This window comes from Streptomyces sp. NPDC091972, from assembly GCF_044756385.1.
Classification (GTDB): Bacteria; Actinomycetota; Actinomycetes; order Streptomycetales; family Streptomycetaceae; genus Streptomyces.
Genome location: NZ_JBIVSV010000002.1, coordinates 617632 through 643031 on the forward strand (window position 1 = coordinate 617632; position 25400 = coordinate 643031).

The following is a 25400-nucleotide window of genomic DNA, read 5'->3' on the forward strand; positions in this document are numbered from 1 at the left end:
GGTTCAGGATGCCGTCGGCAGCCCGTAGGCGTCCGCGACCAGTTCGTACGAGCGCAGGCGCAGGTCGCCGCTGTGGGCGTTGCCCGTGAGCATCAGTTCGTCGGCGCCGGTGCGCTTGTGCAGGTCGTCGAGGCCGGCGCGGACCTCGTCGGCGGTGCCGTGGATGACGTTGGCGTTCCAGGAGGTGGCGAACTCCTCCTCCATGGGGCTGAACTCGTAGGCCTCCGCCTCCTCGGGGGTGGGGACCAGGCCGGGGCGGCCGGTGCGCAGCCGGATCATGCTCAGCGCGGCGGCGCGGACCTGGCGGCGGGCCTCCTTCTCGTCGTCGGTGGCGAGGGCGGAGACGCCGATGAGGGCGTAGGGCTCGTCGAGGACCGCGGAGGGGCGGAAGGACTCGCGGTACAGGTCCAGGGCCGGGATGGTGTTCTGCGCCGAGAAGTGGTGCGCGAAGGCGAAGGGCAGGCCGAGGGAGCCGGCCAGCCGGGCGCTGAAGCCGGAGGAACCGAGCAGCCAGACGGGCGGCCGGTGCGGGGACTGGACTCCGCCGGGCGAGGTCGCCTGGACGGGGCCGGGCACCGCGTGGATACGGCGGTAGGGGTGGCCGTCCGGGAAGTCGTCGTCCAGGAAGCGGGTGAGCTCCATGAGCTGCTCGGGGAAGTCGTCGGCGCCCTCGTGCAGCCGGTCGGTGCGGCGCAGGGCGGCCGCGGTGGCGCCGTCGGTGCCCGGGGCCCGGCCCAGGCCCAGGTCGACCCGGCCCGGGGCCAGCGCTTCCAGCGTGCCGAACTGCTCCGCGATCACCAGCGGGGCGTGGTTCGGGAGCATGACACCGCCCGAGCCGAGCCGGATGCGGCTGGTGTGGGCGGCGAGGTGGGCGAGGATCACCGCGGGCGAGGAGGACGCCACGCCCGGCATGGAGTGGTGCTCGGCGACCCAGTACCGGTGGAAGCCGCGGGACTCGGTGAGCCTCGCGATGGCGACGCTGGTGCGCAGGGCGTCGGTGGCCGTGCGTCCGGCGCCGACGGTGACCAGGTCGAGTACCGAGAGGGGTACGGGGGCGGTGCCCTGTGCGGTACCCCGGATCTCGTCTTCCGCCACGGTGGGCTCCTCCTGTGTGTCCGTGCGCTGTCGCTCTGCGGGTAACAGGCGGACGTCCCCGGTTGTTCCCGGGGTTTGCGCCGGGGGCGGCGCGGAGCGGGCCCGCCATGGCTCCACGGAGCATCAGATTCCGTATCCGGCAGGGGAGTTGACCGCTTGCGGGCGGGGCGCCGGGGTACCCGAAATGCCCCGATACCCAACCGGAGGCAGCCTTCATGACGCGCTCTGAGACTCCGCGACCGAAAGGGCCCGGCACCCTCGAGCCGGGCACCGGACAACGCGACCAGCTCTCCGTCCGCATCGCCGACACCGCCTGGACCGCACTGTGTGTCGTGGCCGGTCTGTGGGCGGTCCTGACCTGCGTGGACGCCGTCCGCGGCACGGGCTCGTGGGCGTACTGCGTGGTGGCGCTCGCGCTGCTCACCATCGGTCTGACGATGCGGGTCGTCGGCATCCGGCGCCGGGCCCGGACCCGGCTGTGAGGGGGACGCCGTGGACCGTCTCAACACCCTGATCAGCAGACATCTGTGGCTTCAGTACGTCCTGTCCGTACTGGCCGCCTCGGCCCTGGTCCTGCTCCTGTTCCCGGGGCGGTCTCCGGCCTCCGTCCTGGTGCGCGTGGCCTTCAGCGCCCTCGGCGGGATCGCCGTGCTGACGGCCATGCGCCGCAAGGAGAAGCGGGCCGCCGGATCGACGGACGGCCTCATCACGCTGGACCGGCGACTGCGCCGGGGCGAGGTCCCGACCGCGCCCGAGGAGCGGCAGGCCATGCGTGACCTGGTCGAACAGCGCCTGCACCGCTCCCGCCACCGGGTCGCGGCCGCGGTCTTCCTCGCCGTCCTGCTCACAGCCGTCGTGGTGCTGACGGCCCTGACCGCGGGCGCCCGGCAGACCGTCGGCTTCGGCGTGTTCAGCGCCGTCTTCCTGGGCTGGCTCGTCGTCTATGGCAACCTCCAGCACCGGCGGCTGCGCACCATGCGCGAGGCGCTCACCACCGGGGCCCCGCAGGAGTCCCGGCGGTGAGCGTCTGAGGCCGCCCGCGTCACACCTGGACGATCGGCTCCCTCGTGAACAGCGCCCCCAGCGAGGGAGCGTTCACCCGGCGGTCGGTCAGCCGCAGGGCCTCCCAGACGGTGACCTGGTTCGCGGTGAGGACCGGCTTGCCGAGCTCCTTCTCCAGGGCGGGGATGTGGGTGACCGTGTGGAGTGCGGTGTCCGGGAGGAGCACCGCCCCGGCGTCCGGCGAGTCGGCCTCCCGGGCCAGCGCGAACACCTCCTCCTCGCCCCAGGTGCCGACCTCCGCGGCGGTGACGATCCCGGCGCCGTGGACCCGGCCGACCTGGACCCCGCCCATCCGCAGGAACTCGGCGAACAGGCCGGCCACGTCGTCCGGGTAGGTGGCCGCGACCGCCACCCGCGCGGCCCCGATCTCCTTCGCCGCGTGCACGAAGGCGAAGGAGGTCGAGGAGGCGGGCATGCCGGCCGTGACGGCCAGGGTGCGGACCTGTTCCTGGGCGTCCTCCCAGCCGTGCACGAAACTGCCGCCGGCCCAGACGACGGACTCGGCGCCCGACATCCGCAGTTCCTCGACGCCCGCGGCGAGCCGCTCGGCGGAGCCCATCTCCAGGAGGGCGTCCACGCTGTGGGCGTCCGTGCCGATGCCGGTGTGCACCACGTCCAGGCGGATGTCGCTGCCCAGGAGCTGTTCGATGCGCGGATAGTCGTCCTCGGCGGAGTGGCCCGGGTAGAGGAATCCGAGTGCGGTCATGTCCAGCCTTCCTGCTGCTGTTCTCCGTCCGGCAGTTCCCGGACTGCCGGCAGACCCGGAATCTCCGGGCGCACGGGACCGGACCTCGCCGCCGGGTCGATCAGCGCCTGGTACGGTCCCACGGCTCGGGTACCCAGTCGGCGCAACGCCGCCCACACGGTCACCTGGTTGGCCGAGATCACCGGGATGCGCGGCCCCGCCTCCGGTTGCGGGATGACGTGTACAGGCAGGGAACGGCGCCCGCCCCGGTCACAGCCGCGCACATGGCTCCCCAGCGATCTCGACGGGGACGTACGGGGGCCGTGTTGACGAAGGCAGGAGCGGGTGCGAGCGTGGTCGATCCGCCCATGTCACGCGCACGTGGAGACCGGGGCTGCCGCCGGTGCCCCCGCTCACATCGGACGCCCGGCAGCCCCCGCGATCATCCGCAGAAACGGTGCCTCGATGTCCGTCCCCACCCTTCTGGTCCTCGACGCCGACCCCCTCCCCAGGCTCGGACGGCTCACCGGCCGGGCCCGGATCGAGCACGCGGACGAGGCCACGCTCGCCGAGCGGCTGCCCTCCGCCGACGTGCTGCTGGTCTGGGACTTCACCTCGACCGCCGTACGGGACGCCTGGCCGGGCGAGGGCCCGCGGCCGCGCTGGGTGCACACCGCGAGCGCCGGCGTGGACCACCTGATGTGTCCCGAACTCGCCGCCTCCGACACTGTGGTGACGAACGCCCGCGGGGTCTTCGACCAGCCGATCGCCGAGTACGTCGCCGCGCTGGTCCTGACGATGGCCAAGGACCTGCCGCGGACCCTGGAGCTGCAACGGGAGGGCGTGTGGCGGCACCGGGAGTCGCAGCGGGTGGCGGGCACACGCGCGTGCGTGGTCGGCACCGGGCCCATCGGCCGGGCGATCGTCGCCACCCTCAAGGCGCTCGGCATCACGACCGCCCTGGTCGGCCGCCGTCCCCGCACCGGAATCCACGGCCCCGACGACCTCGACCGGCTGATGGCCCGCGCGGACTGGGTGATCGCGGCGGCCCCGCTCACCGCGGAGACGCACGGCATGTTCGACGCCCGCCGCTTCGGCACGATGCAGCCCTCCGCCCGGTTCATCAACATCGGACGCGGCCCGCTCGTCGTCGAGGAGGCGCTGGTGGAGGCGGTGTCCAAGCGGTGGATCGCCGGGGCCGCCCTCGATGTCTTCGCCACCGAACCCCTGCCTCCCGAGAGCCCGTTGTGGCGGGTGCCGGGTCTGATCGTGTCCCCGCACATGAGCGGCGACACGGTCGGCTGGCGCGATGAACTCGGCGCGCAGTTCGTGGAGTTGTACGAGCGCTGGTCGGCGGGCAGATCGCTGACGAACGTGGTCGACAAAGAACGCGGGTATGTACCGGGGCACTGACCGCCGAACAGAGGGGCAGCACATGCAGGACCTCTCGCAACTGACCGCCGTACGACTCGTCGAGGGCTACCGCAAGGGCGAGTTCAGCCCCGTGGAGGCCACCCGGGCGGCCCTGGAGCGGGCCGAGCGCGTCCAGCCGGAGGTGAACGCGTTCGTGCGGCTGACCGGTGCGGAGGCCCTGGCGCAGGCGCGTGCGTCGGCCGAGCGCTGGCGGCGCGGGGAGCCGTCCGGCGCGGTCGACGGCGTCCCGGTCACGGTGAAGGACATCCTGCTGACGCGCGGCACCCCGACCCTGAAGGGCTCCCGCACGATCCCGGAGGACGGCCCGTGGGACGAGGACGCGCCCTCCGTGGCCCGGCTGCGCGAGCAGGGCGCCGTGTTCCTCGGCAAGACGACCACCCCGGAGTTCGGCTGGAAGGGCGTCACGGACTCCCCGCTGTCGGGCGTGACCCGCAATCCCTACGACCCGTCGCGCACCGCGGGCGGCTCCAGCGGCGGTGCCGCGGCGGCCGTGGCGCTCGGTGCGGGGCCGCTCGCGCTCGGCACGGACGGCGGGGGCAGTGTGCGCATCCCGGCCGCGTTCTGCGGGATCTTCGCCCTGAAGCCGACGTACGGGCGGGTGCCGCTCTATCCGGCGAGCGCCTTCGGCACCCTCGCCCACGTCGGCCCGATGACCCGGGACGCGGCCGACGCGGCGCTGCTGCTCGACGTCATCGGGGTACCGGACTCCCGCGACTGGTCGGCCCTTGGCCCGGCGGCCGGCCCGTTCACGGCTGCCCTGCCGGGCGGGGTGCGCGGGCTGCGGATCGCCTACTCGCCGTCCCTCGGCGGCCAGGTGGCCGTACAGAGCGGGGTCGCGGCGGCGGTGCGGCGGGCCGTGGAGCGCCTCGCCGGACTCGGCGCGTACGTCACCGAGACCGACCCCGACTTCGCCGACCCCGTGGACGCCTTCCACACCCTGTGGTTCAGCGGGGCGGCCCGGGTGACCCAGCATCTCGGGCCGCACCAGCGGGAGCTGCTGGACCCGGGGCTGCGGGAGATCCGCGCTCTCGGCGCCCGCATGAGCGCGCTCGACTACCTGGCGGCGGTGGACGTCCGGATGGAACTGGGGCGCCGGATGGGCCGTTTCCACGACTCCTACGACCTGCTGGTCACCCCGGCCCTGCCGATCACCGCGTTCGAGGCGGGCAGGGAGGTCCCGAAGGGCTCGGGGCAGCGCCGCTGGACGGGGTGGACGCCGTACACCTACCCCTTCAACATGACGCAGCAGCCGGCGGCGAGCGTGCCCGTCGGCACGGACGGCGACGGGCTCCCGGTGGGCCTCCAGATCGTGGCCGCCCGGCACCGGGACGACCTGGTGCTGCGGGCGGCGCACGCCCTGTACGAGGCGGGAGCGGCGGGCATCCACCCGCCCCGGCTCGCGCGGGGTGAGCGCTAGGGCCGGCTGAAGCGGAGGGGCCCGCCGAGGGCGCCCGTGCGTGAGAGGTCGTCGCAGCCGTCCGGGAATCGGGGTAACTGTCGGATTATTCAGGGATGGTTCCGTTTTCGCGAGGGGAGGGAAAAGGGCGTGGACCTCGTTGCGGGCGTACTTCGCGTGACAGACGTCACCGGTGTCGCGGTGATCCGGCGTTTGACCAGCGAGACTTCGATGTAGCGGTCAGCCATGCACTCGATGGTCCCGCGCCGGTCAAGAGGACCCCCGGTGGAAAAACAGGGCCCAAATCGATCCGCATAAGTCGCATCCGGTCGGGTAGCCGCGCCGCCATGGCTCCACCACTGGAACACGGCGAACACATATCCGGAACCACCCGCCGATCGCTGCTCGCGGGGGTGGCGGCGCTCGGCGCACTGGGCACCGCCGGCTGCTCACGCGTGGCCACCGCCTCCACCGCAGGAGGCGGTGAACTGCTCGACCGGCTCAGAGCGGCGGGCGTCGTACGGCTGGGAATCGCCGGCGAGATCCCCTTCGGATACATCGACAAGAACGGCGACCTGACCGGCGAGGCACCGGAACTCGCGAGGGTCGTATTCAAGCGGCTCGGGGTGGACCGGGTGCAGCCCGTGCCCACCGAGTTCGGGTCGCTCATTCCCGGACTGAATTCTCAGCAGTTCGATGTCGTGGCGGCCGGGATGTACGTCACCCCGGAACGCTGCGAACAGGTGATCTTCGCCGATCCCGACTATCAGATGCTCGATTCCTTCATCGTCCGCAAGGGAAATCCAAAAGGTCTTCACAACTACAAGGACGTCGTCGAGAAGAAGGCGAAGTTCGCCACCGGTACCGGCTATGCGGAGATCGGGTACGCCGTCGAGGCCGGTTACAAGGAGAGCGACATCCTGATCGTCCCCGACCAGGTCGCCGGACTGAACGCGGTGGAGGCCGGACGCGTCGACGTGTTCGCCGGGACCGCGCTCACCACCCGCGAGGTGGTGAAGAAATCGGCCAAGGCGGAGGCGACCAAGGCCTTCACCCCGATCGTGGGCGGCAAGCCGCACACCGACGGCGGCGCCTTCGCGTTCCGCCGCACCGAGACGAACCTGCGGGACGCCTTCAACGCCGAGCTGCGGAAGCTGAAGAAGAGCGGGGAGCTGCTCCGGATCCTCAAGCCCTTCGGGTTCACAAAGGCCGAGATGACGGACCTGACCGCGAAGGAGCTGTGCGGCGGATGACTTCCGGACTCTGGGAACTGGTGCTCAGAGGGGTCTGGACCACCGTCCAGCTCCTCGTGTTCAGCGCGCTGCTCGCCGCCGCGGTGTCCTTCGTGGTCGGCGTCGCCCGCACCCATCGGCTGTGGATCGTCCGCTTCCTCGCGGGCTTCTACACCGAGGTGTTCCGCGGCACCTCCGCGCTGGTGATGATCTTCTGGGTGTTCTTCGTGCTGCCCCCGGCCTTCGGCTGGCAGCTGGTGCCGATGTGGGCGGGCACGCTCGCGCTCGGGCTGACCTACGGGGCGTACGGCTCCGAGATCGTGCGCGGGGCGCTCAAGGCGGTCGACCCGGCCCAGCAGGAGGGCGGGATCGCGCTGAGCTTCACGCCCTGGCAGCGGCTCCGGCTGATCCTGCTGCCGCAGGCGGTGCCGGAGATGATCCCGCCGTTCTCCAACCTGCTGGTCGAACTGCTCAAGGGCACCGCGCTGGTGTCCGTGATGGGCATGGGCGACCTCGCCTTCAGCGGCAACCTGGTGCGGCTCGCGCTCCAGGAGAGCGCCGGGATCTACACGTATCTGCTGCTCATCTACTTCGTGATCGCCTTCCTGCTCACCCGGCTGATGCGGGGCCTGGAGAAGAAGCTCAAGGCGGGGGTCGGCAAGGCGCCCACCCGTGAGGTGAAGGTGCCCGAGCCGGTCGGAGGTGGTGTCTGATGGAGTGGGACTGGAGTGCCGTAGGCGACTTCATGCCGCAGTTCTGGGACGGTCTGCTGGTCACCCTTCAGGCCCTCGCGCTCGGCTCGCTGATCTCCTTCGCGCTGGGCCTGGTGTGGGCGCTGCTGATGCGCGCGCCCTCCCGGCTGGTGCGCTGGCCGGTCGGCGTGGTCACGGAGTTCGTGCGCAACACCCCGCTGCTGGTCCAGCTGTTCTTCCTCTTCTACGTGCTGCCCGAGTGGGGCGTGACCCTCTCGGCCCTGACCACCGGTGTCATCGGGATCGGGCTGCACTACTCGACGTACACGATGCAGGTCTACCGGGCCGGTATCGAGGCGGTGCCGGCCGGCCAGTGGGAGGCGGCGACGGCGCTGAACCTGCCGCGGGTGCGGACCTGGCAGGTGGTGATCCTGCCGCAGGCGATCCGCCGGGTCGTGCCCGCCCTCGGCAACTACGTGATCTCGATGCTCAAGGACACGCCGATGCTGATGGTCATCACGGTCCTGGAGATGCTCGGTGAGGCGCGGCTGTTCGCGCAGGAGCACTTCCAGTTCACCGAGCCGCTGACCGTGATCGGCGTGGCCTTCATCGTCATCTCCTACCTGGCCTCCCTTCTCCTGCGATCCCTGGAGCGACGTCTTGTCCGCTGACACCCCGCTGACGAAAGAACCCGACGCGAACACCAACCCGCCGGTCGACGGCAGCGAGCTGATCCGCTTCGAGGACGTGACCAAGCGCTTCGGGTCCAACACGGTCCTGGACCGGCTGAACTTCTCGGTCGACTCCGGCAAGCACGTGACACTGATCGGTCCCTCCGGGTCCGGCAAGACCACGATCCTGCGGATGCTGATGACGCTGACCAAGCCCGACGAGGGCACGGTCACCGTCGACGGCGAGAAGCTGTTCCCGGCGCCGGAGAAGCAGCTGCGCGAGGTGCGCAAGAAGATCGGGATGGTCTTCCAGCAGTTCAACCTGTTCCCGAACATGACGGTGCTGCGCAACATCACCGAGGCGCCCGTCACCGTGCTCGGCATGTCCAAGGACGAGGCGGAGGCACGCGCGCGTGAGCTGCTCGACCTGGTGGGGCTCGCCGACAAGGCGGGCGCCCGGCCGACGCAGCTGTCCGGCGGTCAGCAGCAGCGGGTGGCGATCGCGCGGGCCCTGGCGATGCGGCCGCGGGTGCTGCTGCTGGACGAGGTGACCTCGGCGCTCGACCCGGAGCTGGTCGCGGGCGTCCTCGACGTGCTGCGGGACATCGCCCGCACCACCGACATCACGATGCTCTGCGTGACCCACGAGATGAACTTCGCCCGGGACATCTCCGACCAGGTCCTGATGTTCGACTCGGGTCGCATCATCGAGTCGGGCCCGCCGGAGAAGATCTTCAGCGACCCGGCGCAGGACCGCACCCGGGAATTTCTGAGCGCGGTTCTCTGACCGCGAGAAGTGAACAGAGTTCAATCTCCGAGGTCCCGGAGCCGGGTCATGTCTCTGGCATGTGCCAGCGTGTCAGCGCCCCTGCTGAGAGGGCCCGGCCCGGGGACGGAATCTCGTCAACAGCCGCTCACTACAAGCCTTTTGCCGGTTATCGTGGAAGGGATCGCTGTCTGGATTACGGCCCAGTAGTAGTGCGACCGAGCGAGCGCAGGGGGAACACCGTGGCGCTGAAGCACGAGCCGACCGCGCCGTACCACTCGGCCCAGGACGCACTGCGCGTCCTGGAGACCGTGGCACGGCACACCGCCGGAGTCACCGACGTCGAACTCGCCCGTACCACCGGCCTCGGCCCGGAGCGACTGACCGCGCTCCTGAGGATGCTGCGCCGCGAGGGGTACGTCGAGCAGGTGGCCGACGGCGCGTATGTGACGGGGGACGCCCTGACCAGGCTGACCTCCTCGCACGACCGTGACGAGGCCCTGCGCGACAAGCTCCAGCGCACCCTCGACGAACTGCGTGACTCGATCGGCGCGGCGGTCTACATCAGCCGCTACGTCGACGGCGAGGTCACCATCGACCAGTACGCCGACGGTCCCGCGACCCCGGCGGTCAACGAGTGGGTGGACTTCCGCTCCTCCGCGCACGCGACGGCGCTGGGCAAGAGCCTGCTCAGCCAGCTCGACCACAACGGCCGCCGCGACCATCTCTCCCGGCACCGCATGACCCGGCTCACCTCGCGCACCATCACCAACGACAAGCTGCTGCTCTCCCGCCTGGAGGCACAGCCGCCGACGGTTCCCCACCTCGACCTCCAGGAGTACGCGGTGGGCACGGTGTGCGCGGCGGTCCCGATCACCGCGGGGTCCTCCGTGGGCTGCCTCGCGCTGTCCTTGCCGGTCGAGCAGGCCCACCGTCTCCGCCAGGCGACGGACCGCCTGAACCGGAGTGCGGCCCCGGTTCTCCTGTCACTGGCGATCTAGGGGCGCGGGTCCGGCTCACGGTGGTCAGAAGCACCCCTTCCGACCGGGTAGTATTTTCTCTGTCGCCAGCCGCCGAAGGCGGAGGGCGAGAGTCATGCGCCGCTAGCTCAGTTGGTTAGAGCAGCTGACTCTTAATCAGCGGGTCCGGGGTTCGAGTCCCTGGCGGCGCACCGGTGAAGGGCCTCTCGTGGGAGCGAGGGGCCCTTCGGCGTTCTCCGGGTCCCGACAGGTCGGCTGGGGGTCTGGGGGTTACCCCCCAGGAGATGCAGCATCAGCGGGTCCGGGGTTCGAGTCCCTGGCGGCGCACCGGTGAAGGGCCTCTCGTGGGAGCGAGGGGCCCTTCGGCGTTCTCCGGGGCCAGTCTCCGGTACGTCTTCTCGCCCGGTGGCCGCCACCACACCGGGTCCGTGCAGCGCAGGCCCTCCTTCCTGAGCCGGGCCCGCTGGATCTTGTTCGTCGCGGTGACCGGCATCCGCTCGACCACCCGCACGAACCGGGGCGGCATCTTCGTGCCGAGGTCGGGCTGGGCCGCGAGGAAGTCCGCGAAGGCCACCGGGTCGAAGGTCCCGGCGATCGTCGCCATCACCTGGTCCCCGGTCACCGGATCCGGCACCGCGTACACGGCGACGGCCGCCGCCCCCTCGTAGCGCGCGAGGATGTTCTCGATCATCGCGGCGGCCAGGTTCTCGCCGTCGACGCGGATCCGGTCGTCGGTGCGGCCGGCGAAGTACAGGTAGTCGTCGCGGTCGCGGTAGAAGAGGTCACCGGTCCAGTACCAACCTCCCCGGCGGCGCTCGGCCTCCGCCCCGGGGTTGCGCCAGTAGCCCTCGAAGGGGTTCGGGCCGGTGTTCACCAGCTCGCCTATCGCCTCGTCCCCGTTCAACAGCCGCCCGGCCGCGTCGAGGCGTGCGGGCGGACACTCCTCGCCCGTCTCCTGGTCGAGTACGACGAGCCCGGGCCCCGCCCGCCCGACCGCGCCCCGCGGAGTCCCCGGCGTCCACTGGATCGCCGCGCCGCCCTCGGAGGACCCGTACCCCTCGACCAGCCGCACCCCGAACCGCCGCTCGAAGGCCGCCGCGTCCTCGGCCCCCGCCTCGGTGCCGAAGCCGAGCCGCAGCGGGTTGTCCCGGTCGTCCTCGCGGGGCTCGGTGGCGAGGACGTACTGGACGGCCCGGCCGACATAGGTGAAGTACGTCGCCCCGTACGCGCGCACGTCCGCCAGGAACCCCGAGGCCGAGAACCGCCGCCTGAGGGCGACCCCGGCCCCGGTCGCCAGCGCGGGCGCCCAGTCGGCGATCACCGCGTTGCCGTGGAACATCGGCATGCAGACGTAGTGCACCCCGTCCGGCCCGAGCCGGAACTGGTCGGCCAGGGAGCGCCCGGCGGCCGCGAGCCGGCCCTGCGAGCAGAGTGCGGCCTTGGGGGCGCCGGTCGAGCCGGAGGTGAAGCAGAGGAGCAGCCGGTCCTCGGGAACGGCCCGGGAGGCGTCCGGTTCGGCGCCGGCATAGGGCGCGAGCAGGGTGTCGTACTCCTCGGTGCCGGTCACCAGCAGGCGGACGCCGGGCAGCTCCAGGCCCCGCAGCAACGGCAGGTGGGAGGCCTCGGTGATCAGCAGGCGGCACTCGGTGTGCAGGATGTCGCGGGCCAGTTCGGGTCCCCGGCGGGTGGGGTTGACCCCGACGACGGCGGTACGGGCGAGGGCGGCGGCGCCCAACCACAGCGGGTACTCGGGGGTGTTGTCGAGCAGCACCCCGACGTGGGCGCCGGCGCCCGGCAGCAGGTCGGCGAGGAGCGCCGCCCGGGCCGCGGCGCCCGCCGCCACCTCGTGGTGGGTGAACTCCCGCCCCTCGAACCACAGTCCGGGCCGGTGGTCGCCCCACCGCGCGCCGACGAGCTCCGCGACCGTACGCCTCCTGGAGTCCATGGGGGCGTACGGTAGTTGACGGCCCGTCAGATGTGGAGGTCTAGGACATCGTGGCGAAGGCGGCCATGGAGACGGCGCAGATCAGGACGACCACCCCGACGAAGGCCACCACCGCACCGGCGGCGCAGCCGTGACCGCCGCTGCCGGGGCGGGCCGTGGCCACGATGCGCGGGCCCTCGGCGTAGTGCACCGTGACGACGTCGCCCTCGAGCACGGTGCCCGGACCGCCCTCCTCCTCGAAGCGGACGACCCGGCCGTCGCGGGCCCTGAACTCGTACACATGGCGCAGACTCGTGCGCACCCGGCTGTCGCCGCCACCGTGCGCCACGGCGTAGACCCGCAGGCACCGGGCCTCGGCGGTGAGCCCGCTCCTGAAGGCGCGGCGCATCCGCAGCCAGCGCCGCACCATGAGGTACGCGCCGGACAGGGCCACGGCCATGATCAGGACCGGAATGACGTAGAAGAAGGCGCTCATGACAGATCCCCCGAGGTCAGGCACCGATCACGTGATCGCGTGATCGTGTGGGGGAACCTACCCCGGGGGAAGCCTGGACTGTCTCAAGCGATGCTCAGAACGTGACGTCCGAGCAGGCGTAGAACGCGTTCGCCGTGTCGGCGATCGTCCACACCGCGACGATCACGTGCCGTCCGCTGAGCCCGGACGGCAGGGTGCCGCTGTGCGAGAGGGTGGAGGGGGGTCGCTGGCCGTTGTAGGGGACGGTCAGGAACGGGGTGAGGTTGAGGTCGGAGCGGGCCAGGTTGTGGTTCTGGTTCCAGCCCGGCTTGGTGACGTAGTACTTGAAGTCGGTCGTCGCGTGCATGGCGGTGAACTGCCAGCGGAACGTGTAGCTCTGCCCGCCCGTCACCTTCGTCGCCGGCCATGCGGAGCCCGACGGTGTCCTCGGGGCGCTGAGCTGGCTGAACTGGCTCAGGCCGGCGTTGCATATCTGCCCGTCGGCGGGCCCGCCGGCCGGGAAGCCCTTCGGGCCCTCGACGCTCTGCGGCTCCCACTGGATCGAGCCGCAGTTCGCCACCGTGCCGTTCTGGCAGAGCTTCTGCCTGCTGATGGGGAGGTCGGTGTAGCCGTGGCCGCTGGCGCCGCCGGACGAGAGCACGAGGGCTCCGGTGGTGGCGAGGCCCATCACCGCGGCGTACCACTTGGTCTTTTTGCGCATGCTGCCGCTCCTGGAGAACGTGGGGGAAGTTCAGTGAGCTTGCAGGTCTAGACCAAGTCCCAGAATATTACTGAGCGTTGAACATGTCCATACCAACTACGGCCCTTGTTCTCCACGCCCCGCGCAGAACGCCACCGTCAAGTCCTTCACCAGCGCCTTGCGTTCGTAGTCGTCCAGCTCCACCAGGCCTCGCATGGTCAGCCGGGTCACCGTGTCCTCCACCGAGTCCACCACCGAGGTCAGCACGGTGGCCCGCTGCTGGGCGTCCAGCGCGGCGATCCGGCGCCGGTGCATCGCGGCGGCGACCTCGGGGGCGTACTCCACGCGCAGCGGCTGCACCGAGAACACCTCGACGCCGACGGGCGCGGTCTCCGCGGCCACCAGCCGGGTCAGCGCCTCCCCCGCCGCGTCGGCCGAGCCCCGGCCGGAACCCGGCACCTCCACCGGGACCCGGGCGAGCGCGGCCTCGACGCACTCGCGCAGATACGTCTCGTGGTCGTCGACGCCGAGCGTGGCCCGCGCGGTGTCCCGCACCCGCCACACCACGAGGACGACCACCCGCAGCGCGACCCCGCTCGCGTCGGCGGCCGGCATCGGCTCGCCGCGCCAATGCCGCAGCCGTACGTCGACCCGGCGGCGCAGCAGCAGCGGGTTGACCCACATCAGGCCGGTGCGCCGGACGGTCCCCCGGTAGCGGCCGAACAGACCGAGCACCCAGGCCCGCCCGGTGCGGCCGCGGGCCAGTCCGCCGAAGCCGAACAGCCCGAGGGCGCCGGCCCCGGCGTACGCCCCCCACTGCGCCGGACCCAGGGCCGCGCCCGCGAACGCCGGGACCCTGAGCGCCTCCAGGGCGAGCCGCGGCAGCACCCCGGCCCACCACGAGGTGATCGCGCAGCCGGCCAGTCCGCAGGCGCCGGCGAGGACGCCCACCGAGCCCGGCAGCACCCGCGCGGGGCGCTCGGCCAGTTCGGGGTCGACGTCGGGGGTGGGTCGCGGGACGGCCTGGTCGGGCCGGCGCAGCCGGGGCTGTTCCCCGGTGCCCTGCCGGCGGGCCACCACCGCGGGCTTCAGCGGCACCGACACCGGGTCCGGGTCGTCCCGGAAGAGCAGGTGGACCGGGATCTCGGTGGTCGCCTCGTTCTGGATGAGCCGGGCGGGGCGTGCGTGGCCCTCGGACTCCGGTGTGGGTGAAGTGGTCGTGCTCATGCGTGTCTCCAGCCTCCGCGCCAGATGTCACCACAGTGGTTACGAGAAGAGCCGCCGCCAGGTCTCCGGCCCCGGATAGCCGTCCGCCGCGCCGCCCCGCCAGCCCTGGGCGCGCTGGAAGGCCTCGACACCGCGCCGGTCCGGCTCGCCCCAGCGCGGCCCCGGCCCGGTCGTGTAGTACTTGCCGAACCCTTTCTTCACGAGCTGTCTGCCGAGCCGGGTGACGTACTCGTTGCTCGCGCCGGGCCGGAACATCGCGCGCCCCGGGTAGCCGGGCACGCCGTGCGAGGCGGGCGCCGAGGGACCCGCCGCCCCGGTCCCTGCGCCCGCCGCCCCGATGTCCTTGCCCCTGCCGGTCACCAGCAGCGTCCAGGTCTGTGCCCCCGGCAGCCCGTCGGCGTCCTCGCCGCGCCAGCCCTGCGCCCGCTGGAACGCCTGGGTGGCCCTGCGGTCCGCGTCCGTCCAGCGGGGTCCCGGACCGGAGGTGTAGTAGCGCCCGGCGCCGCGCCGCACGAGCATGCGGCCGAGCTGGGTGACGTACTTGTTGTCGGCCCCGGGACCGAAGTACGCGGGCCCCGGGAACGGCGTCGCGGCCGGCGCCTCCGGCTTGCCGTTGTCCGGCACGGGTGTGGCCGGTCCGGGCGTGCCGGGTTCGGGCGTGGCGGGCGCGGACGGGGCCGGTTCCGCCGAGGGGCCCGCGAGCCCCTTGTACCGGTAGGCCACGTACCGGTCCGAGTTGCTCCAGTAGGCGTACGGGGTGGCCTGCTTGCGGGCGTACGGGCGGGTCTCCTCGTAGGCGAGGTAGTAGGTGTGCGTGTAGTCCGTCCAGCCGCCGAAGATGACGACGTGGGAGCCCTGCTCGGGGTTGGACGGGTTGTGGAAGAGCAGGATGTCGCCGGGCTGGAGGTCGTCCTTGGCGATCCTGATGCCGTACTGGCCGAGGCTGCCGGTCCACTCGTTGCCCGGCAGGTTCCAGGCCATGGACACGAAGCCCGAGCAGTCCTGCCGGTAGCCGTCGCCCCAGTAGGAGGACATGCTGTACGGCACCTTCGCGGCGACCCACTGCTTGGCCCGCCGGATGATGTCGGCCCGGGTGGTGGTCGGCGCCTTGACGACCGCCGGCCTGCCGCCGGGGCCGTGCAGCGGGGCCTTGCGGCCCTGGGGGGTGTCGGGTTCGTCGACCGCGGGTCCGCCCGGACGGGCCGGGGCGTGCGGGGCGGCGAAGGCGGGGGCCGCGTGGACCGCGCCGAGGGCGGTGGAGGCCGCGGCGGCGAGGATCACGGCCCGGGTGGCGGCGGGGTGGCCGCCGGTCGAGCGGGGCAGGACGCGCCGCCAGTGGACGCATCCGGGGCAGTCGCAGTCGCTCGCGGGATCGATCTCCTCGAACACCGGAGTCTCCATGCGACGCCCCTCACACTCCAGGTTGAAATGTCCGCAACTGTGCACATTCGTCAGTTTCTCAACTGTCGTCCGGACGCGCATGCTGACGGTCCGAATGATGTACGGCGAGCCGGAGCACCCTCTCGCGTCGGGTAGAGTTGTGCAGGTCAGCAGGCGCCGCTAGCTCAGTTGGTTAGAGCAGCTGACTCTTAATCAGCGGGTCCGGGGTTCGAGTCCCTGGCGGCGCACCGACACGGAAGGCCCCTCGCCCAGCGAGGGGCCTTCCGGCATGACGGGGCTTTTCGGCAGGGAGGGGCGTGAACCGGATCGGGGTGGCGGACGTACGGATGTCCGCAACGACTCCACAAGGCCCCCACAGGAGCCACAATGAACGCGTATGACCGGTAAACACCGCGTTTCGCATCTTGCGATCATGATGAGCACCGTAGAACCCTGGTTTTCAAGATGCTGCGTATACGCGGCAGTTGGGGGGCAAGGAGACGGTTGCCGGTGTTGTGGGGAAAGGGGGCCCCGCCGCTGACGACGCCGGAGGGGGCGTCTGCAACCGGAAGGCCGCTGTTACCTGTCTAATGCTGTGAAGATTGTGGTGACTGCGGCCCACCACTGATACGTCTGTGAAGGTCGAGGGGGACCTGATCAGCCGTAAGGAAACGACAACACGCGGCCCGTCCGCGTGTGGGGGGATGACTCATGACGTCGACGCCGACGGGCGCCCGGCAGAACTTCGACCCGTCCGACACCACACAGCTCAGGCTGCCTTCGCATCGGACCGGCACACTGCGCCGGATAAAGAAGACGCTTCCGAAGTACGACTACGAGCACTACAGCAGACTGGCCGGCCCCCTCACACAGCCCGACCCGAGCCGGCCCTACAAAGTGCAGTACCGCTCGCTGATCTCGCAGGAACCGCACCGCATCAGAGTCGCCCTGATGCTCGCCGCGGCCCCGGTGCTCTCCCTGGTCCTGCTGTTCTGGCTGCTCCAGCCCGAGCACTGGACCGAACGGGACTACCCGGCCTTCTCGTGGCTGCCGGCCCTGGACATCGTGATGCTCGTCTCGATCGGTCTGATCGAGTTCTTCCGCTGCATGAACGTCCTGTCCAACGCGCACGCCACCCTGGTCGCCCGCGACCCGGTCCCGGTGGTGCCCGAGACCGGCACCAGAGTGGCCTTCCTCACCTCCTTCGTGCCCGGCAAGGAGCCGCTGGAGATGGTGACGAAGACCCTGGAAGCCGCGGTGCGCATCCGTCACCGCGGCCTCATGCACGTCTGGCTCCTGGACGAGGGCGACGACCCGGCGGTCAAGGAGGTCTGCGCCCGCCTCGGGGTGCACCACTTCTCCCGCAAGGGCGTCGAGAAGTGGAACCAGCCCAAGGGCCCGCACCGAGCCAAGACCAAGCACGGCAACTACAACGCCTGGCTGGACGCGCACGGCGACCAGTACGACTTCTTCGCCTCGGTCGACACCGACCACGTGCCGCTGCCCAACTACCTGGAGCGGATGCTCGGCTTCTTCCGCGACCCGGACGTCGGCTTCGTGATCGGCCCGCAGGTCTACGGCAACTACGACAACTTCGTCACCAAGGCCGCCGAGTCCCAGCAGTTCCTCTTCCACGCCCTGATCCAGCGCGCCGGCAACAAGTACGGCGCCCCGATGTTCGTGGGCACCTCCAACGCCGTGCGGATCAGCGCGCTCAAGCAGATCGGCGGGCTCTACGACTCGATCACCGAGGACATGGCGACCGGGTTCGAGATCCACCGCCACAAGAACCCGGCCACGGGGCGGAAATGGCGCTCGGTCTACACGCCGGACGTTCTCGCCGTCGGTGAGGGGCCCAGCGCCTGGACGGACTTCTTCACCCAGCAGATGCGCTGGTCGCGCGGGACGTACGAGACGATCCTCAAGCAGTACTGGAAGGGCTGGTACTCGCTGCCGCCGAGCAAGCTCTTCAACTACACGATGATGATCATCTTCTACCCGATGTCCGCCCTCAACTGGATCCTCGCGGCCCTGAGCTGCGCCCTGTTCCTGGGCCTCGGCGCCTCGGGCGTGAACATCGACCCGACCGTGTGGCTGATGCTCTACGGCAACGCCTCCGCGCTCCAGATCGGCCTGTACATCTGGAACCGCCGCCACAACGTCTCCCCGCACGAGCCCGAGGGCTCCGGCGGTGTCGCGGGCATGGTGATGTCGGCGCTGTCCGCCCCGCTGTACGCAAAGGCGCTGGTCGACTCGCTGCTGCGGCGCAAGAGCAAGTTCGTGGTGACGCCCAAGGGCGACTCGGCCAGCCCCGACCGGTGGTTCGGCACCTTCCGCTACCACTGGTACTTCATCGCCATCTTCGGCGGCTCGATCGGCGCCGGCGTCGCGCTGGGCCACTCGCACCCCGCGATGATCATCTGGGCGACCTTCGCCATGCTGATCACCGCGACCCCGATCTTCACCTGGCGGCACATGCTGCGCCAGGCGAGGAAGAAGCCCGCCGCGCCCGCTGAGGCACCCCAGGCACCGGTCGTTCCGGCGCAGGTGCCGGCTCAGGTCTCGCCGCAGTACCAGCCGCAGCCGCTGCCCGCCCAGCACACGCCGGCGCAGCACGCCCCGGCCCACAGGCCGACCTGGGCCGCCGCCCCCGAGCCGCGTCCCGGGGGCTCCGCGGACGAGGGGGGCAACGACCAGACCATGCAGATCGCCCTTGGTGGACTTGGGGGACGTAAGGAATGAACGACCGTGCAGGCCGCCGCCGCGCCCGTCGACTCGCGATCGGTACGGCGGTGGTGCTCGCGCTGGCCGGGATGAACGGCCCGTGGCTGTACCGCTTCGGGACGGAGAAATACCACCAGTACCAAATCGACAAGCCCGAGTACAAAGCCGAGAACGGCAAGTGGGAGATCGTCGACTTCCCCGAGGAGTACCGGCAGAACACCATCCACGCGGCGCTGTTGCGCACCGGGAAGGTGCTGCTGGTGGCGGGGTCCGGCAACAACCAGGACAACTTCGACGCGAAGAAGTTCGACACCCGGATCTGGGACCCGGTCAAGGGCACCGTCAAGAAGGTGCCGACGCCCAGCGACCTGTTCTGCACCGGGCACACCCAGCTCGCGAACGGCAACCTGCTGATCGCCGGCGGCACCAAGCGGTACGAGAAGCTCAAGGGTGACGTCACCAAGGCCGGTGGCCTGATGATCGTGCACAACGAGAACCCGGACCGGCCGATCACCCTGCCCGCGGGCACCAAGTTCACCGGCAAGGAGAACGGCAAGACCTTCGTGTCCAAGGACCCGGTGGTCGTGGAGCGGGCTACGAAGGTCTTCGACAAGGCGACCGGGAAGTTCCTGCGCAACGACCCCGGGCTCGGCCGTATCTACGTCGAGGCGCAGAAGAGCGGCCGTAAGTACGAGACCGGCACCCAGGACAACTACCGGATCCAGGGGCTCACCGGGACGGACGCGCGCAACACCTACGGGATCGCGCAGAAGCTCGCGCTCGACAAGAAGGACTTCCAGGGAATCCGGGACGCCTTCGAGTTCGACCCGGTCGCCGAGAAGTACATCAAGGTCGACCCGATGAAGGAGGCCCGCTGGTACCCGACGCTCACCACCCTGAGCGACGGGAAGATCCTCAGCGTCTCCGGGCTCGACGACATCGGGCAGCTCGTCCCCGGCAAGAACGAGGTGTTCGACCCGAAGACCAGGAAGTGGACGTACCTCTCGAAGGTCCGTCAGTTCCCGACCTACCCGGCGCTGTTCCTGATGCAGAACGGCAAGGTCTTCTACTCGGGGTCGAACGCGGGGTACGGGCCGGACGACGTGGGGCGCGACCCGGGCGTCTGGGACGTGGAGAGCAACAAGTTCACGAAGATCCCGGGGCTCAGCGACGCCGACGAGATGGAGACCTCCGGGACCGTGCTGCTGCCGCCGGCGCAGGACGAGAAGTACATGGTGATCGGGGGCGGCGGGGTCGGCGAGTCCGCGCGGTCCAGCAACCGGACGCGGATCGTGGACCTGAAGGCGGACAGCCCGAAGTTCGTGGACGGGCCGACCCTGGAGAAGGGGACGCGGTACCCGCAGGCGTCGATCCTTCCCGACGACTCGGTGCTGGTGTCGGGAGGTTCGGAGGACTACCGCGGGCGCGGTGACTCCAACATCCTCCAGGCCCGGCTGTACCACCCGGACACCAACACCTTCGAGTCGGTGGCCGACCCGCTGGTGGGGCGCAACTACCACTCCGGGTCGCTGCTGCTGCCGGACGGGCGGGTGATGTTCTTCGGGTCGGACTCGCTGTACGGGGACAAGGCGAACACCAAGCCGGGTGTCTTCGAGCAGCGGATCGAGATCTACACGCCGCCCTATCTGTACCGGGACTCGCGTCCTTCGCTGTCCGGGGGGCCGCAGACCATCGCCCGGGGTGCTTCCGGGACGTTCACCTCTCCGCAGGCTTCGGCGATCAAGAAGGTGCGGTTGATCCGGCCCAGTGCGTCGACGCATGTGACCGACGTGGATCAGCGGTCCGTCGAGCTGAAGTTCACGGTGTCCGGGGACAAGGTGAAGGTGACGGTGCCGGAGAACAGGAACCTGGTGCAGTCGGGGTGGTACATGCTGTTCGTCGACGACGACCAGGGGACGCCGTCGAAGGCACAGTGGGTTCGGGTGCCGTAGGACCGAGAACGCTCCCGCACCCGTGCTCTTCGGGTGCGGGAGCGTTCGTGGCTGGTCGGGCTCATGAGGCCGAGCCGCACGTCGACGGTGGTCAGGCGGTGAACATCGTCGTGACGGCGGCGATCCTTCCGTCGCGGACGGTGATGACGTCGATCCCGCGGACGGCGGGCCTGCCGGGCGGACCGAAGGCCCAGGCGAGTGCTCCGGTGTGGGGGCCGGCGTAGCGCCGGCCGTCCTCGGTGAACTCGAAGTCGGCGGGGGCGTCGGCGAGAAGGGCGGCGGCCTTGTCCGCGAGGGCGTCGCGGCCGGTGGTGGTGCCCTCGGGGTCGGTGAAGACGACGTCCTCGGTGTAGAGGCGGTCGACGGCCGCGCGGCGGGTCGCGGCGTCGCGGTTGCCGAAGACTTCGTGCAGGTTGGCCGCGAGCAGGTCGGTCACGTTGTGCATGGTTCCTCCAGGGGTGTCCGGGGCGGCTGCGGTGCGGGTCAGATCTGGCTTGCGCCGCCGTCGACGTATATCTCGGCACCGGTCATGTAGCTGCTGGCTTCACCGGCGAGGAAGAGGACCGTCTCGGCGATCTCCTCCGGACGGCCGAGACGCTGCATGGGGACTCCGGCGGCCAGGCCCTCAAGCAGTTGTTCGGCAGCCTCGGGGGTGCCCGCGAGGCCGCTGAGGCCGGGCGTCTCGATCGGGCCGGGGGCGATGCTGTTGACGCGGATGCCGCGGGTGACGAGTTCCGCGGCCCAGCTGCGGGTCAGGGAGCGCAGCGCGGCCTTGGTCGCGGCGTAGACGCTGAAGGAGGCGGCGCCCTTGGTGTCGATGTTCGAGCTGGTCAGGATGACCGACGCGCCCGGGCGGAGCAGCGGGAGCGCCTTCTGCACGGTGAACAGGGTGCCCGCGACATTGGTGTTGAAGGTGTCGGCGTAGTGGTCCCAGGTGATGTCGGGCAGGGCCGCGAACTCTCCGCCGCCCGCGTTGGCGAAGACGATGTCGAGGCTGCCGTGCCGCTGGATCTGGTCGAAGAGGCGGTCGAGGTCGCCGAGGTCGGCGACGTCGGCTCGTACTCCCGTGGCGTTGTCGCCGATGGCGGCCACCGCCTCGTCGAGCGTCTGCTGCCTGCGGCCGGTGAGGAAGACATGGGCGCCTTCCGCCGCGAGCCGTCGTGCGGCGGCGAGGCCGATGCCGGACGTGGCACCGGTGACGAGGGCGGTCTTGCCGTCGAGCTGACCCATGAGGGGTTCTCCATTTCCGTACCGTTCGGTACTCAAGTCGTTCGTCCGGGAGAACCGTGGCAGCAGGGCAGCTATTCCGTACCGCTCGGTTAAAATTTCGGGGACCGACACAGGAGGGCGTCATGGCGGTACGCGGCAGACCTCGGGGCTTCGACGCGGAGGCCGCGCTGGACCGTGCGGTGGAGGTCTTCTGGCGCCAGGGCTACGACGGCGCGTCCCTCACCGACCTCACCGAGGCGATGGGCATCAACCGCACGAGCATGTACGCGGCGTTCGGCAACAAGGAACAGCTCTTCCACCGCGCCGTCGCCCGCTACGCCGAGGCCGACATGGCCTACGCCCGCGAGGCTCTCGCGGAGCCGACCGGCTACGCGGTCATCGAATCCTTCCTCCGCGCCAACGCCGACGCGCTCACCCGCCCCGACCGCCCCTCCGGATGCCTGTCCGTGCAGGGCGGCCTGGCCGAGGGCGGCGACAGCGGCCGCATCGCCCGCTTCCTGGCCGACAGCCGCCTCGCCGGCGAGCGCGCCCTCGCGCGGCGTCTGGCCCGTGCCGTCGAGGAGGGCGACCTGCCCGCGGGGACCGACCCGCACGCACTCGCCCGCTATGTCATGGTCGTCAGCGAAGGCAACGCCGTGCACGCGGCCGCCGGCGCGACCCGTGCGGCCCTCCACACCACCGTCGACATCGCCCTTCAGGCGGTGCCCCGGCCGCACGCACAGGTGAGCGTCTGACGCGGACGGGGCCTAGGTGTTCGATCCCCGCGCCAGTTCCAGGGCGTAGTCGGACCACCACTCCCCCGCCTTCGGGCCGCCCTTGCACTCGCCGTCCGACTCTCCCGGGCGCTTGACCCACAGGTAGGCGTCGACCAACGGGTCCGCCGTCTTGATGGTCGGGGCCTCCCCCAGGGCCCGGCCCGGCGGGTTGCACCAGCGCTCGTTCTCGTCGCCGTCCTTGTACGGGCCGTTGCCGTTGCGGCTGGTGTCGATGACGAAGTGCTTGTCGCCGACCTTGGCGGAGAGCTGCTTGCCGTAGGCGATGGAGTCCTCGGTGGAGTAGAAGTTGGAGACGTTCACCGAGAAGCCGTCGGCCTTGGCGATGCCCGCCCACTTGAGGGGCTCGAAGATCTGGTCCGGGTGGCCCCAGCCCGCGTTGCCCGCGTCCAGGTAGACCTTGGTGTTCTTCAGGGACTTGAGCTTCTCGACGGCACCGGTGAGCAGGTCGTAGCGCTCCTCGTGGAACTCGTCCTTGGTGCAGCCGTCGACCAGGTGCAGGACGGCGTCCGGTTCGAGGATCACCGTCGCGGAGCGGTCGCCGATGCCCGCGGCCACGCCGTCGATCCAGGTCCGGTAGGCGTTGCCGTCGGCGGCGCCGCCCTGGGAGTACTGGCCGCAGTCGCGGTGCGGGATGTTGTAGAGGACGAGCAGGGCCGTACGGCCGGCCTTGTCGGCGGCCTCGGTGAAGCCGCGCGCCTCCTGCTCCGGGTTCTCCGGGCCGATCCACTCGCCCGTGGGCTGCTGGGCGATCTTGCGGATCTGCTCCGCCTCGTCGCCCTTGCCGCTCTTCAGGTACGCGGCGACCTGCCGGGCCGCGTTGCCGTCCGGGTTGACCCAGAACGGGTCGGCCTCCTTGGGCTGCTGGGTGATCCCCGCACCTGCCTTGCCGTCTTCGTCCCCCTTGTTCGGATCGTCCGGCGTCGAGCACGCGGCGAGCAGCAGTGCCGCCCCCAGCACCGCCGCCGAAGCCCGTGTGCGGGCCGCCCTCCTGGCCCCCCTGCTGACGTACATCCGATTCCCCCCTGGGTGCACCGTGGCAAGCCTCAATCGTGACACACCGGTCGCGCCGCCCACGAGCTCTCCCGGGCCTTGTCCAGGAGCTGTTACAGCCCCGAAGGTCGGAGTAGGTGCGCGCCGTACAGGGGCGCTCGTCGATGAAGGGGAGTGCTCAGCGATGCGGTACGTCACCAGGGAGATCCGGCTGGCCTCGGCACTGGTGGAGGCGGCGGACACCCTCGTCGACGGCTTCGAGGCGACCCGGTACTTGCAACGCGTCTCCGACCACTGCGTGGAACTGCTGCGCGCGCGGGCGGCCGGGGTGATGCTCATCGACGGCGGCCGGTCGGTGTTGCTGGCCGCCAGCAGCCGGCACGAGCGGGTGGCGCTGGACCTGCTGGAGGCGCAGCACGGCGGCGGGCCGTGTCTGGACAGCTACGGCTCGGGCCGGCCGGTACCGCCCGTCTCCATACGGGTCGCCCACGCGGACGCCCGCTGGCCCGACTTCACCGAACGGGCCCTCCGGCACGACATCGTGACCACGTTCGCGGTCCCGCTGCGCCGCCGCGAGAACCTGCTGGGCGCCCTCAACGTGTTCGCGCCCACGCTGCCCGACCCCGCCCCGGCCGACGACGTCACCTCCGAACTCCAGGTCGCCCAGGCCCTCGCCGACGCCGCCGCCCTCGGCCTGCAGAACCGTCACACCTACGCCCAGTACCGCACCCTGTCCGGCCAGTTGCAGGAAGCCCTGTCCAGCAGGGTCCGCATCGAGCAGGCCAAGGGGATGCTCGCCGAGCGCTGGAGCGTCCACGCCGATCAGGCGTTCATGGCGCTGCGGCAGTACGCGCGGCGCCGTCGGCAGCCCCTGGACGAGGTGGCGAGCGCGGTCATCGAGGGCGTCGCGGACGACGCCGAACTGCGCCGGGAGATCGACGGAACCGCTGACGGACCCGCGTAGCACCCAGGCCCACCAGGAAGTGTGACGGAGAGCCACGAGCCCAGGGCTGAAGGTCAGTCGGCCCCTAGGCCCGGGCGCTCATCCGTTCTAGAGTCTTCTCATAGGTTACGGCCCCAGCCCCTGGCCGAGTCATCCCACCGGGCCTCCAGGCCTCCCGCGCCGTCGCCGGGTTACTCCCGCAGCCCGGGCGCGCGGTCGAGGACCGGCCCGGTCGGCGGCTTCGGGGGGAGCGGGTCGCCGACCGGGCCAGGTGGTGCCCCGGACGGGAGCCCTACAGACCCGTGCCCGTCAGATACGCCGAGACGATCACGTTGGCCGTGTAGCTGCGGCTCGCCCGGTCGAAGGTGCCGCCGCAGGTGACCAGGCGCAGTTCGGCGCGGCCCGGCTCGCGGGGGCCGTAGGCCAGACGGGCGTCGAAGTCCTCGCGGGTGAGGGTCCGCACGTCGTCGACGGTGAACTCGGCGACCCTGCCGTCGTCACGGATCACCCGGACCGTCTCGCCCGGCCTGAGCGAGCCGATCCGGAAGAAGACGGCGGGCCGGGTGTCGGTGTCGACGTGCCCCACCATCAGGGCGGTCCCGGCGGCCCCGGGCTGGACGCCGGCCGCGTACCAGCCGACGACACCGGGCTGGTCGAAGGGAGGCGGGTCGAGGGCACCCCGGGCGTCCAGGCCGCGGGCCACCACCGGCGCCTGCACCCCGAGCCCCGGGACGTCCAGGCGCTGCGGCCGCGCCGCTCCCGGCAACGGCCTTACGGCGGGCGGCAGTTCGGCCGTTCCCGGCGGGCGCCCGACCGCGGCGACGTCACCGGCGGCCGGCACGGACAGGCCGTGCCGCACGGCGGTGACCTCGCGGCCCCACAGCCACAGACCGAGCAGCAGGACCGCCCAGGTCACACCGGTCAGCAGCCGTCCAGTCCCGGAGCGGCGGGGGGGCGGGGGGGGGGCCCCCCCCCCGGGGGGGGGGGGGGGGGGGCCCCGGGGGGGGGGCCCCCCCCCCGGGCCGGGGGGGCGCCCCCCCCCCCCCCCCCCCCCCCCCCCCCCCCC

Annotated in this window: 24 protein-coding genes, 2 tRNA genes and 2 pseudogenes; 15 read left to right on the forward strand and 13 right to left on the reverse strand. The window is 71.1% G+C overall.

The features are described 5' to 3' along the window. Positions 1 to 3 precede the first annotated feature (3 nt). Positions 4 to 1095: an LLM class flavin-dependent oxidoreductase gene (locus tag ACIQJT_RS08015; RefSeq protein WP_365449898.1), complete on the reverse strand. Its 1092-nt coding sequence runs from the start codon at positions 1093 to 1095 to the stop codon at positions 4 to 6. A 215-nt stretch (positions 1096 to 1310) separates the two neighbouring features. Here ACIQJT_RS08015 and ACIQJT_RS08020 point away from each other — a divergent pair, with 215 nt between their 5' ends. Together ACIQJT_RS08020 and ACIQJT_RS08025 are read left to right on the forward strand one after the other, a co-directional pair. Further along, complete coding sequence (locus ACIQJT_RS08020; protein ID WP_365449896.1) at positions 1311 to 1577, forward strand: hypothetical protein; 267 nt, start codon at positions 1311 to 1313, stop codon at positions 1575 to 1577. Between the two features lie 10 nt (positions 1578 to 1587). Then, a complete protein-coding gene (locus ACIQJT_RS08025; protein WP_402640896.1) occupies positions 1588 to 2118 on the forward strand; it encodes a hypothetical protein in 531 nt (176 codons plus the stop codon). Positions 2119 to 2137: 19 nt separating this feature from the next. Here the strand turns inward: ACIQJT_RS08025 and ACIQJT_RS08030 are convergent, their stop codons facing one another. Further along, positions 2138 to 2863 carry a decarboxylase gene (locus ACIQJT_RS08030; protein ID WP_365449892.1) on the reverse strand — a complete coding sequence of 242 codons (726 nt, stop codon included), beginning with the start codon at positions 2861 to 2863 and terminating at the stop codon, positions 2138 to 2140. Next, a pseudogene (locus ACIQJT_RS08035) lies at positions 2860 to 3096 on the reverse strand (decarboxylase); the annotation flags it as partial. The pseudogene ACIQJT_RS08035 and the gene ACIQJT_RS08030, both read right to left, overlap by 4 nt. 211 nt (positions 3097 to 3307) lie before the next feature. Here ACIQJT_RS08035 and ACIQJT_RS08040 point away from each other — a divergent pair. Further along, positions 3308 to 4255 (forward strand): D-2-hydroxyacid dehydrogenase, encoded by a 948-nt coding sequence (locus tag ACIQJT_RS08040; protein WP_365449890.1) that lies wholly within the window; start codon positions 3308 to 3310, stop codon positions 4253 to 4255. 22 nt (positions 4256 to 4277) lie between these two features. Continuing rightward, entirely contained in the window at positions 4278 to 5693 is a 1416-nt protein-coding gene (locus ACIQJT_RS08045; protein ID WP_402640900.1) for an amidase, read from the forward strand. A 54-nt stretch (positions 5694 to 5747) separates the two neighbouring features. Here ACIQJT_RS08045 and ACIQJT_RS08050 read toward each other — a convergent pair. Then, positions 5748 to 5920, reverse strand: a pseudogene (locus ACIQJT_RS08050) (DUF3830 family protein); the annotation flags it as partial. A 99-nt stretch (positions 5921 to 6019) separates the two neighbouring features. Here ACIQJT_RS08050 and ehuB point away from each other — a divergent pair. The 6 genes from ehuB (at position 6020) to ACIQJT_RS08080 (ending at position 10204) form a co-directional block, all read left to right on the forward strand. Next, a complete protein-coding gene (gene ehuB, locus ACIQJT_RS08055; protein WP_402640902.1) occupies positions 6020 to 6925 on the forward strand; it encodes an ectoine/hydroxyectoine ABC transporter substrate-binding protein EhuB in 906 nt (301 codons plus the stop codon). Continuing rightward, positions 6922 to 7617: an ectoine/hydroxyectoine ABC transporter permease subunit EhuC gene (gene ehuC, locus ACIQJT_RS08060; RefSeq protein WP_053851170.1), complete on the forward strand. Its 696-nt coding sequence runs from the start codon at positions 6922 to 6924 to the stop codon at positions 7615 to 7617. The genes ehuB and ehuC overlap by 4 nt, the downstream gene beginning before the upstream one ends. Beyond that, positions 7617 to 8267, forward strand: coding sequence for an ectoine/hydroxyectoine ABC transporter permease subunit EhuD (ehuD, locus tag ACIQJT_RS08065; RefSeq protein ID WP_402640906.1), 651 nt, complete (start codon positions 7617 to 7619; stop codon positions 8265 to 8267). The genes ehuC and ehuD overlap by 1 nt, the downstream gene beginning before the upstream one ends. Then, positions 8257 to 9054 (forward strand): ectoine/hydroxyectoine ABC transporter ATP-binding protein EhuA, encoded by a 798-nt coding sequence (ehuA, locus tag ACIQJT_RS08070; RefSeq protein WP_402640909.1) that lies wholly within the window; start codon positions 8257 to 8259, stop codon positions 9052 to 9054. The genes ehuD and ehuA overlap by 11 nt, the downstream gene beginning before the upstream one ends. A gap of 221 nt (positions 9055 to 9275) precedes the next feature. Further along, positions 9276 to 10034 carry an IclR family transcriptional regulator C-terminal domain-containing protein gene (locus ACIQJT_RS08075; protein WP_365449883.1) on the forward strand — a complete coding sequence of 253 codons (759 nt, stop codon included), beginning with the start codon at positions 9276 to 9278 and terminating at the stop codon, positions 10032 to 10034. A 96-nt stretch (positions 10035 to 10130) separates the two neighbouring features. Beyond that, positions 10131 to 10204: transfer RNA gene (locus ACIQJT_RS08080), tRNA-Lys, on the forward strand. Positions 10205 to 10305: 101 nt separating this feature from the next. On the opposite strand, the gene ACIQJT_RS08085 is transcribed toward ACIQJT_RS08080, so the two are convergent. From ACIQJT_RS08085 to ACIQJT_RS08105, 5 genes are all read right to left on the reverse strand, one after another. Next, complete coding sequence (locus tag ACIQJT_RS08085) at positions 10306 to 11958, reverse strand: long-chain-fatty-acid--CoA ligase (RefSeq protein WP_402640914.1); 1653 nt, start codon at positions 11956 to 11958, stop codon at positions 10306 to 10308. Between the two features lie 40 nt (positions 11959 to 11998). Next, entirely contained in the window at positions 11999 to 12433 is a 435-nt protein-coding gene (locus tag ACIQJT_RS08090; protein ID WP_365449879.1) for a DUF3592 domain-containing protein, read from the reverse strand. 94 nt (positions 12434 to 12527) lie between these two features. Next, on the reverse strand, positions 12528 to 13133 hold the full coding sequence (locus ACIQJT_RS08095; RefSeq protein ID WP_365449877.1) for a lytic polysaccharide monooxygenase: 606 nt from the start codon (positions 13131 to 13133) through the stop codon (positions 12528 to 12530). 96 nt (positions 13134 to 13229) lie between these two features. Next, positions 13230 to 14339 (reverse strand): SPFH domain-containing protein, encoded by a 1110-nt coding sequence (locus ACIQJT_RS08100; RefSeq protein ID WP_402640918.1) that lies wholly within the window; start codon positions 14337 to 14339, stop codon positions 13230 to 13232. Positions 14340 to 14378: 39 nt separating this feature from the next. Beyond that, positions 14379 to 15740: a peptidoglycan-binding protein gene (locus ACIQJT_RS08105; protein ID WP_365449873.1), complete on the reverse strand. Its 1362-nt coding sequence runs from the start codon at positions 15738 to 15740 to the stop codon at positions 14379 to 14381. Between the two features lie 153 nt (positions 15741 to 15893). Between ACIQJT_RS08105 and ACIQJT_RS08110 the strand changes: the two genes are divergently transcribed. The 3 genes from ACIQJT_RS08110 to ACIQJT_RS08120 all read left to right on the forward strand — a co-directional run bounded on the left by ACIQJT_RS08110 (position 15894) and on the right by ACIQJT_RS08120 (position 20395). Next, a tRNA-Lys gene (locus ACIQJT_RS08110) sits at positions 15894 to 15967 on the forward strand. A 463-nt stretch (positions 15968 to 16430) separates the two neighbouring features. Further along, the gene (locus ACIQJT_RS08115; protein WP_365449871.1) at positions 16431 to 18461 is read left to right on the forward strand and encodes a glycosyltransferase family 2 protein; all 2031 of its coding nucleotides are present in this window, start codon (positions 16431 to 16433) and stop codon (positions 18459 to 18461) included. Continuing rightward, a complete protein-coding gene (locus ACIQJT_RS08120; protein WP_365449869.1) occupies positions 18458 to 20395 on the forward strand; it encodes a kelch motif-containing protein in 1938 nt (645 codons plus the stop codon). Before ACIQJT_RS08115 ends, ACIQJT_RS08120 begins: the two co-directional genes overlap by 4 nt. 91 nt (positions 20396 to 20486) lie before the next feature. Here ACIQJT_RS08120 and ACIQJT_RS08125 read toward each other — a convergent pair whose 3' ends face one another. Together ACIQJT_RS08125 and ACIQJT_RS08130 are read right to left on the reverse strand one after the other, a co-directional pair. Beyond that, on the reverse strand, positions 20487 to 20840 hold the full coding sequence (locus ACIQJT_RS08125) for a nuclear transport factor 2 family protein (RefSeq protein ID WP_402640923.1): 354 nt from the start codon (positions 20838 to 20840) through the stop codon (positions 20487 to 20489). Between the two features lie 38 nt (positions 20841 to 20878). After that, positions 20879 to 21625 carry an SDR family NAD(P)-dependent oxidoreductase gene (locus tag ACIQJT_RS08130; protein ID WP_402640926.1) on the reverse strand — a complete coding sequence of 249 codons (747 nt, stop codon included), beginning with the start codon at positions 21623 to 21625 and terminating at the stop codon, positions 20879 to 20881. A 122-nt stretch (positions 21626 to 21747) separates the two neighbouring features. Here ACIQJT_RS08130 and ACIQJT_RS08135 point away from each other — a divergent pair, with 122 nt between their 5' ends. Beyond that, positions 21748 to 22359, forward strand: a complete 612-nt coding sequence (locus ACIQJT_RS08135; RefSeq protein ID WP_365449865.1) for a TetR/AcrR family transcriptional regulator — start codon at positions 21748 to 21750, stop codon at positions 22357 to 22359. Positions 22360 to 22371: 12 nt separating this feature from the next. On the opposite strand, the gene ACIQJT_RS08140 is transcribed toward ACIQJT_RS08135, so the two are convergent. After that, positions 22372 to 23412 carry a glycoside hydrolase family 6 protein gene (locus tag ACIQJT_RS08140; protein WP_402640930.1) on the reverse strand — a complete coding sequence of 347 codons (1041 nt, stop codon included), beginning with the start codon at positions 23410 to 23412 and terminating at the stop codon, positions 22372 to 22374. 163 nt (positions 23413 to 23575) lie between these two features. On the opposite strand from ACIQJT_RS08140, the gene ACIQJT_RS08145 reads away from it, so the two are divergent. Continuing rightward, positions 23576 to 24355 carry a GAF and ANTAR domain-containing protein gene (locus ACIQJT_RS08145; protein ID WP_402640933.1) on the forward strand — a complete coding sequence of 260 codons (780 nt, stop codon included), beginning with the start codon at positions 23576 to 23578 and terminating at the stop codon, positions 24353 to 24355. A 271-nt stretch (positions 24356 to 24626) separates the two neighbouring features. On the opposite strand, the gene ACIQJT_RS08150 is transcribed toward ACIQJT_RS08145, so the two are convergent. After that, positions 24627 to 25259, reverse strand: coding sequence for a class F sortase (locus ACIQJT_RS08150; protein WP_402641338.1), 633 nt, complete (start codon positions 25257 to 25259; stop codon positions 24627 to 24629). Positions 25260 to 25400: the final 141 nt, after the last annotated feature.

What these genes read in the sequence shown, in the direction of transcription:
- ACIQJT_RS08085 (WP_402640914.1), bottom strand. Translation starts at nt 11,958, where the DNA reads ATGGACTCCAGGAGGCGTACGGTCGCGGAGCTCGTCGGCGCGCGGTGG.
- ACIQJT_RS08140 (WP_402640930.1), bottom strand. Translation starts at nt 23,412, where the DNA reads ATGTACGTCAGCAGGGGGGCCAGGAGGGCGGCCCGCACACGGGCTTCG.
- ACIQJT_RS08045 (WP_402640900.1), top strand. Translation starts at nt 4,278, where the DNA reads ATGCAGGACCTCTCGCAACTGACCGCCGTACGACTCGTCGAGGGCTAC.
- ACIQJT_RS08030 (WP_365449892.1), bottom strand. Translation starts at nt 2,863, where the DNA reads ATGACCGCACTCGGATTCCTCTACCCGGGCCACTCCGCCGAGGACGAC.
- ehuB (WP_402640902.1), top strand. Translation starts at nt 6,020, where the DNA reads ATGGCTCCACCACTGGAACACGGCGAACACATATCCGGAACCACCCGC.
- ehuD (WP_402640906.1), top strand. Translation starts at nt 7,617, where the DNA reads ATGGAGTGGGACTGGAGTGCCGTAGGCGACTTCATGCCGCAGTTCTGG.
- ACIQJT_RS08125 (WP_402640923.1), bottom strand. Translation starts at nt 20,840, where the DNA reads ATGCACAACGTGACCGACCTGCTCGCGGCCAACCTGCACGAAGTCTTC.
- ACIQJT_RS08040 (WP_365449890.1), top strand. Translation starts at nt 3,308, where the DNA reads ATGTCCGTCCCCACCCTTCTGGTCCTCGACGCCGACCCCCTCCCCAGG.
- ACIQJT_RS08115 (WP_365449871.1), top strand. Translation starts at nt 16,431, where the DNA reads ATGACGTCGACGCCGACGGGCGCCCGGCAGAACTTCGACCCGTCCGAC.
- ACIQJT_RS08100 (WP_402640918.1), bottom strand. Translation starts at nt 14,339, where the DNA reads ATGAGCACGACCACTTCACCCACACCGGAGTCCGAGGGCCACGCACGC.
- ACIQJT_RS08095 (WP_365449877.1), bottom strand. Translation starts at nt 13,133, where the DNA reads ATGCGCAAAAAGACCAAGTGGTACGCCGCGGTGATGGGCCTCGCCACC.
- ehuC (WP_053851170.1), top strand. Translation starts at nt 6,922, where the DNA reads ATGACTTCCGGACTCTGGGAACTGGTGCTCAGAGGGGTCTGGACCACC.
- ACIQJT_RS08105 (WP_365449873.1), bottom strand. Translation starts at nt 15,740, where the DNA reads ATGGAGACTCCGGTGTTCGAGGAGATCGATCCCGCGAGCGACTGCGAC.
- ACIQJT_RS08120 (WP_365449869.1), top strand. Translation starts at nt 18,458, where the DNA reads ATGAACGACCGTGCAGGCCGCCGCCGCGCCCGTCGACTCGCGATCGGT.
- ACIQJT_RS08145 (WP_402640933.1), top strand. Translation starts at nt 23,576, where the DNA reads ATGCGGTACGTCACCAGGGAGATCCGGCTGGCCTCGGCACTGGTGGAG.
- ACIQJT_RS08090 (WP_365449879.1), bottom strand. Translation starts at nt 12,433, where the DNA reads ATGAGCGCCTTCTTCTACGTCATTCCGGTCCTGATCATGGCCGTGGCC.
- ACIQJT_RS08135 (WP_365449865.1), top strand. Translation starts at nt 21,748, where the DNA reads ATGGCGGTACGCGGCAGACCTCGGGGCTTCGACGCGGAGGCCGCGCTG.
- ACIQJT_RS08020 (WP_365449896.1), top strand. Translation starts at nt 1,311, where the DNA reads ATGACGCGCTCTGAGACTCCGCGACCGAAAGGGCCCGGCACCCTCGAG.
- ACIQJT_RS08130 (WP_402640926.1), bottom strand. Translation starts at nt 21,625, where the DNA reads ATGGGTCAGCTCGACGGCAAGACCGCCCTCGTCACCGGTGCCACGTCC.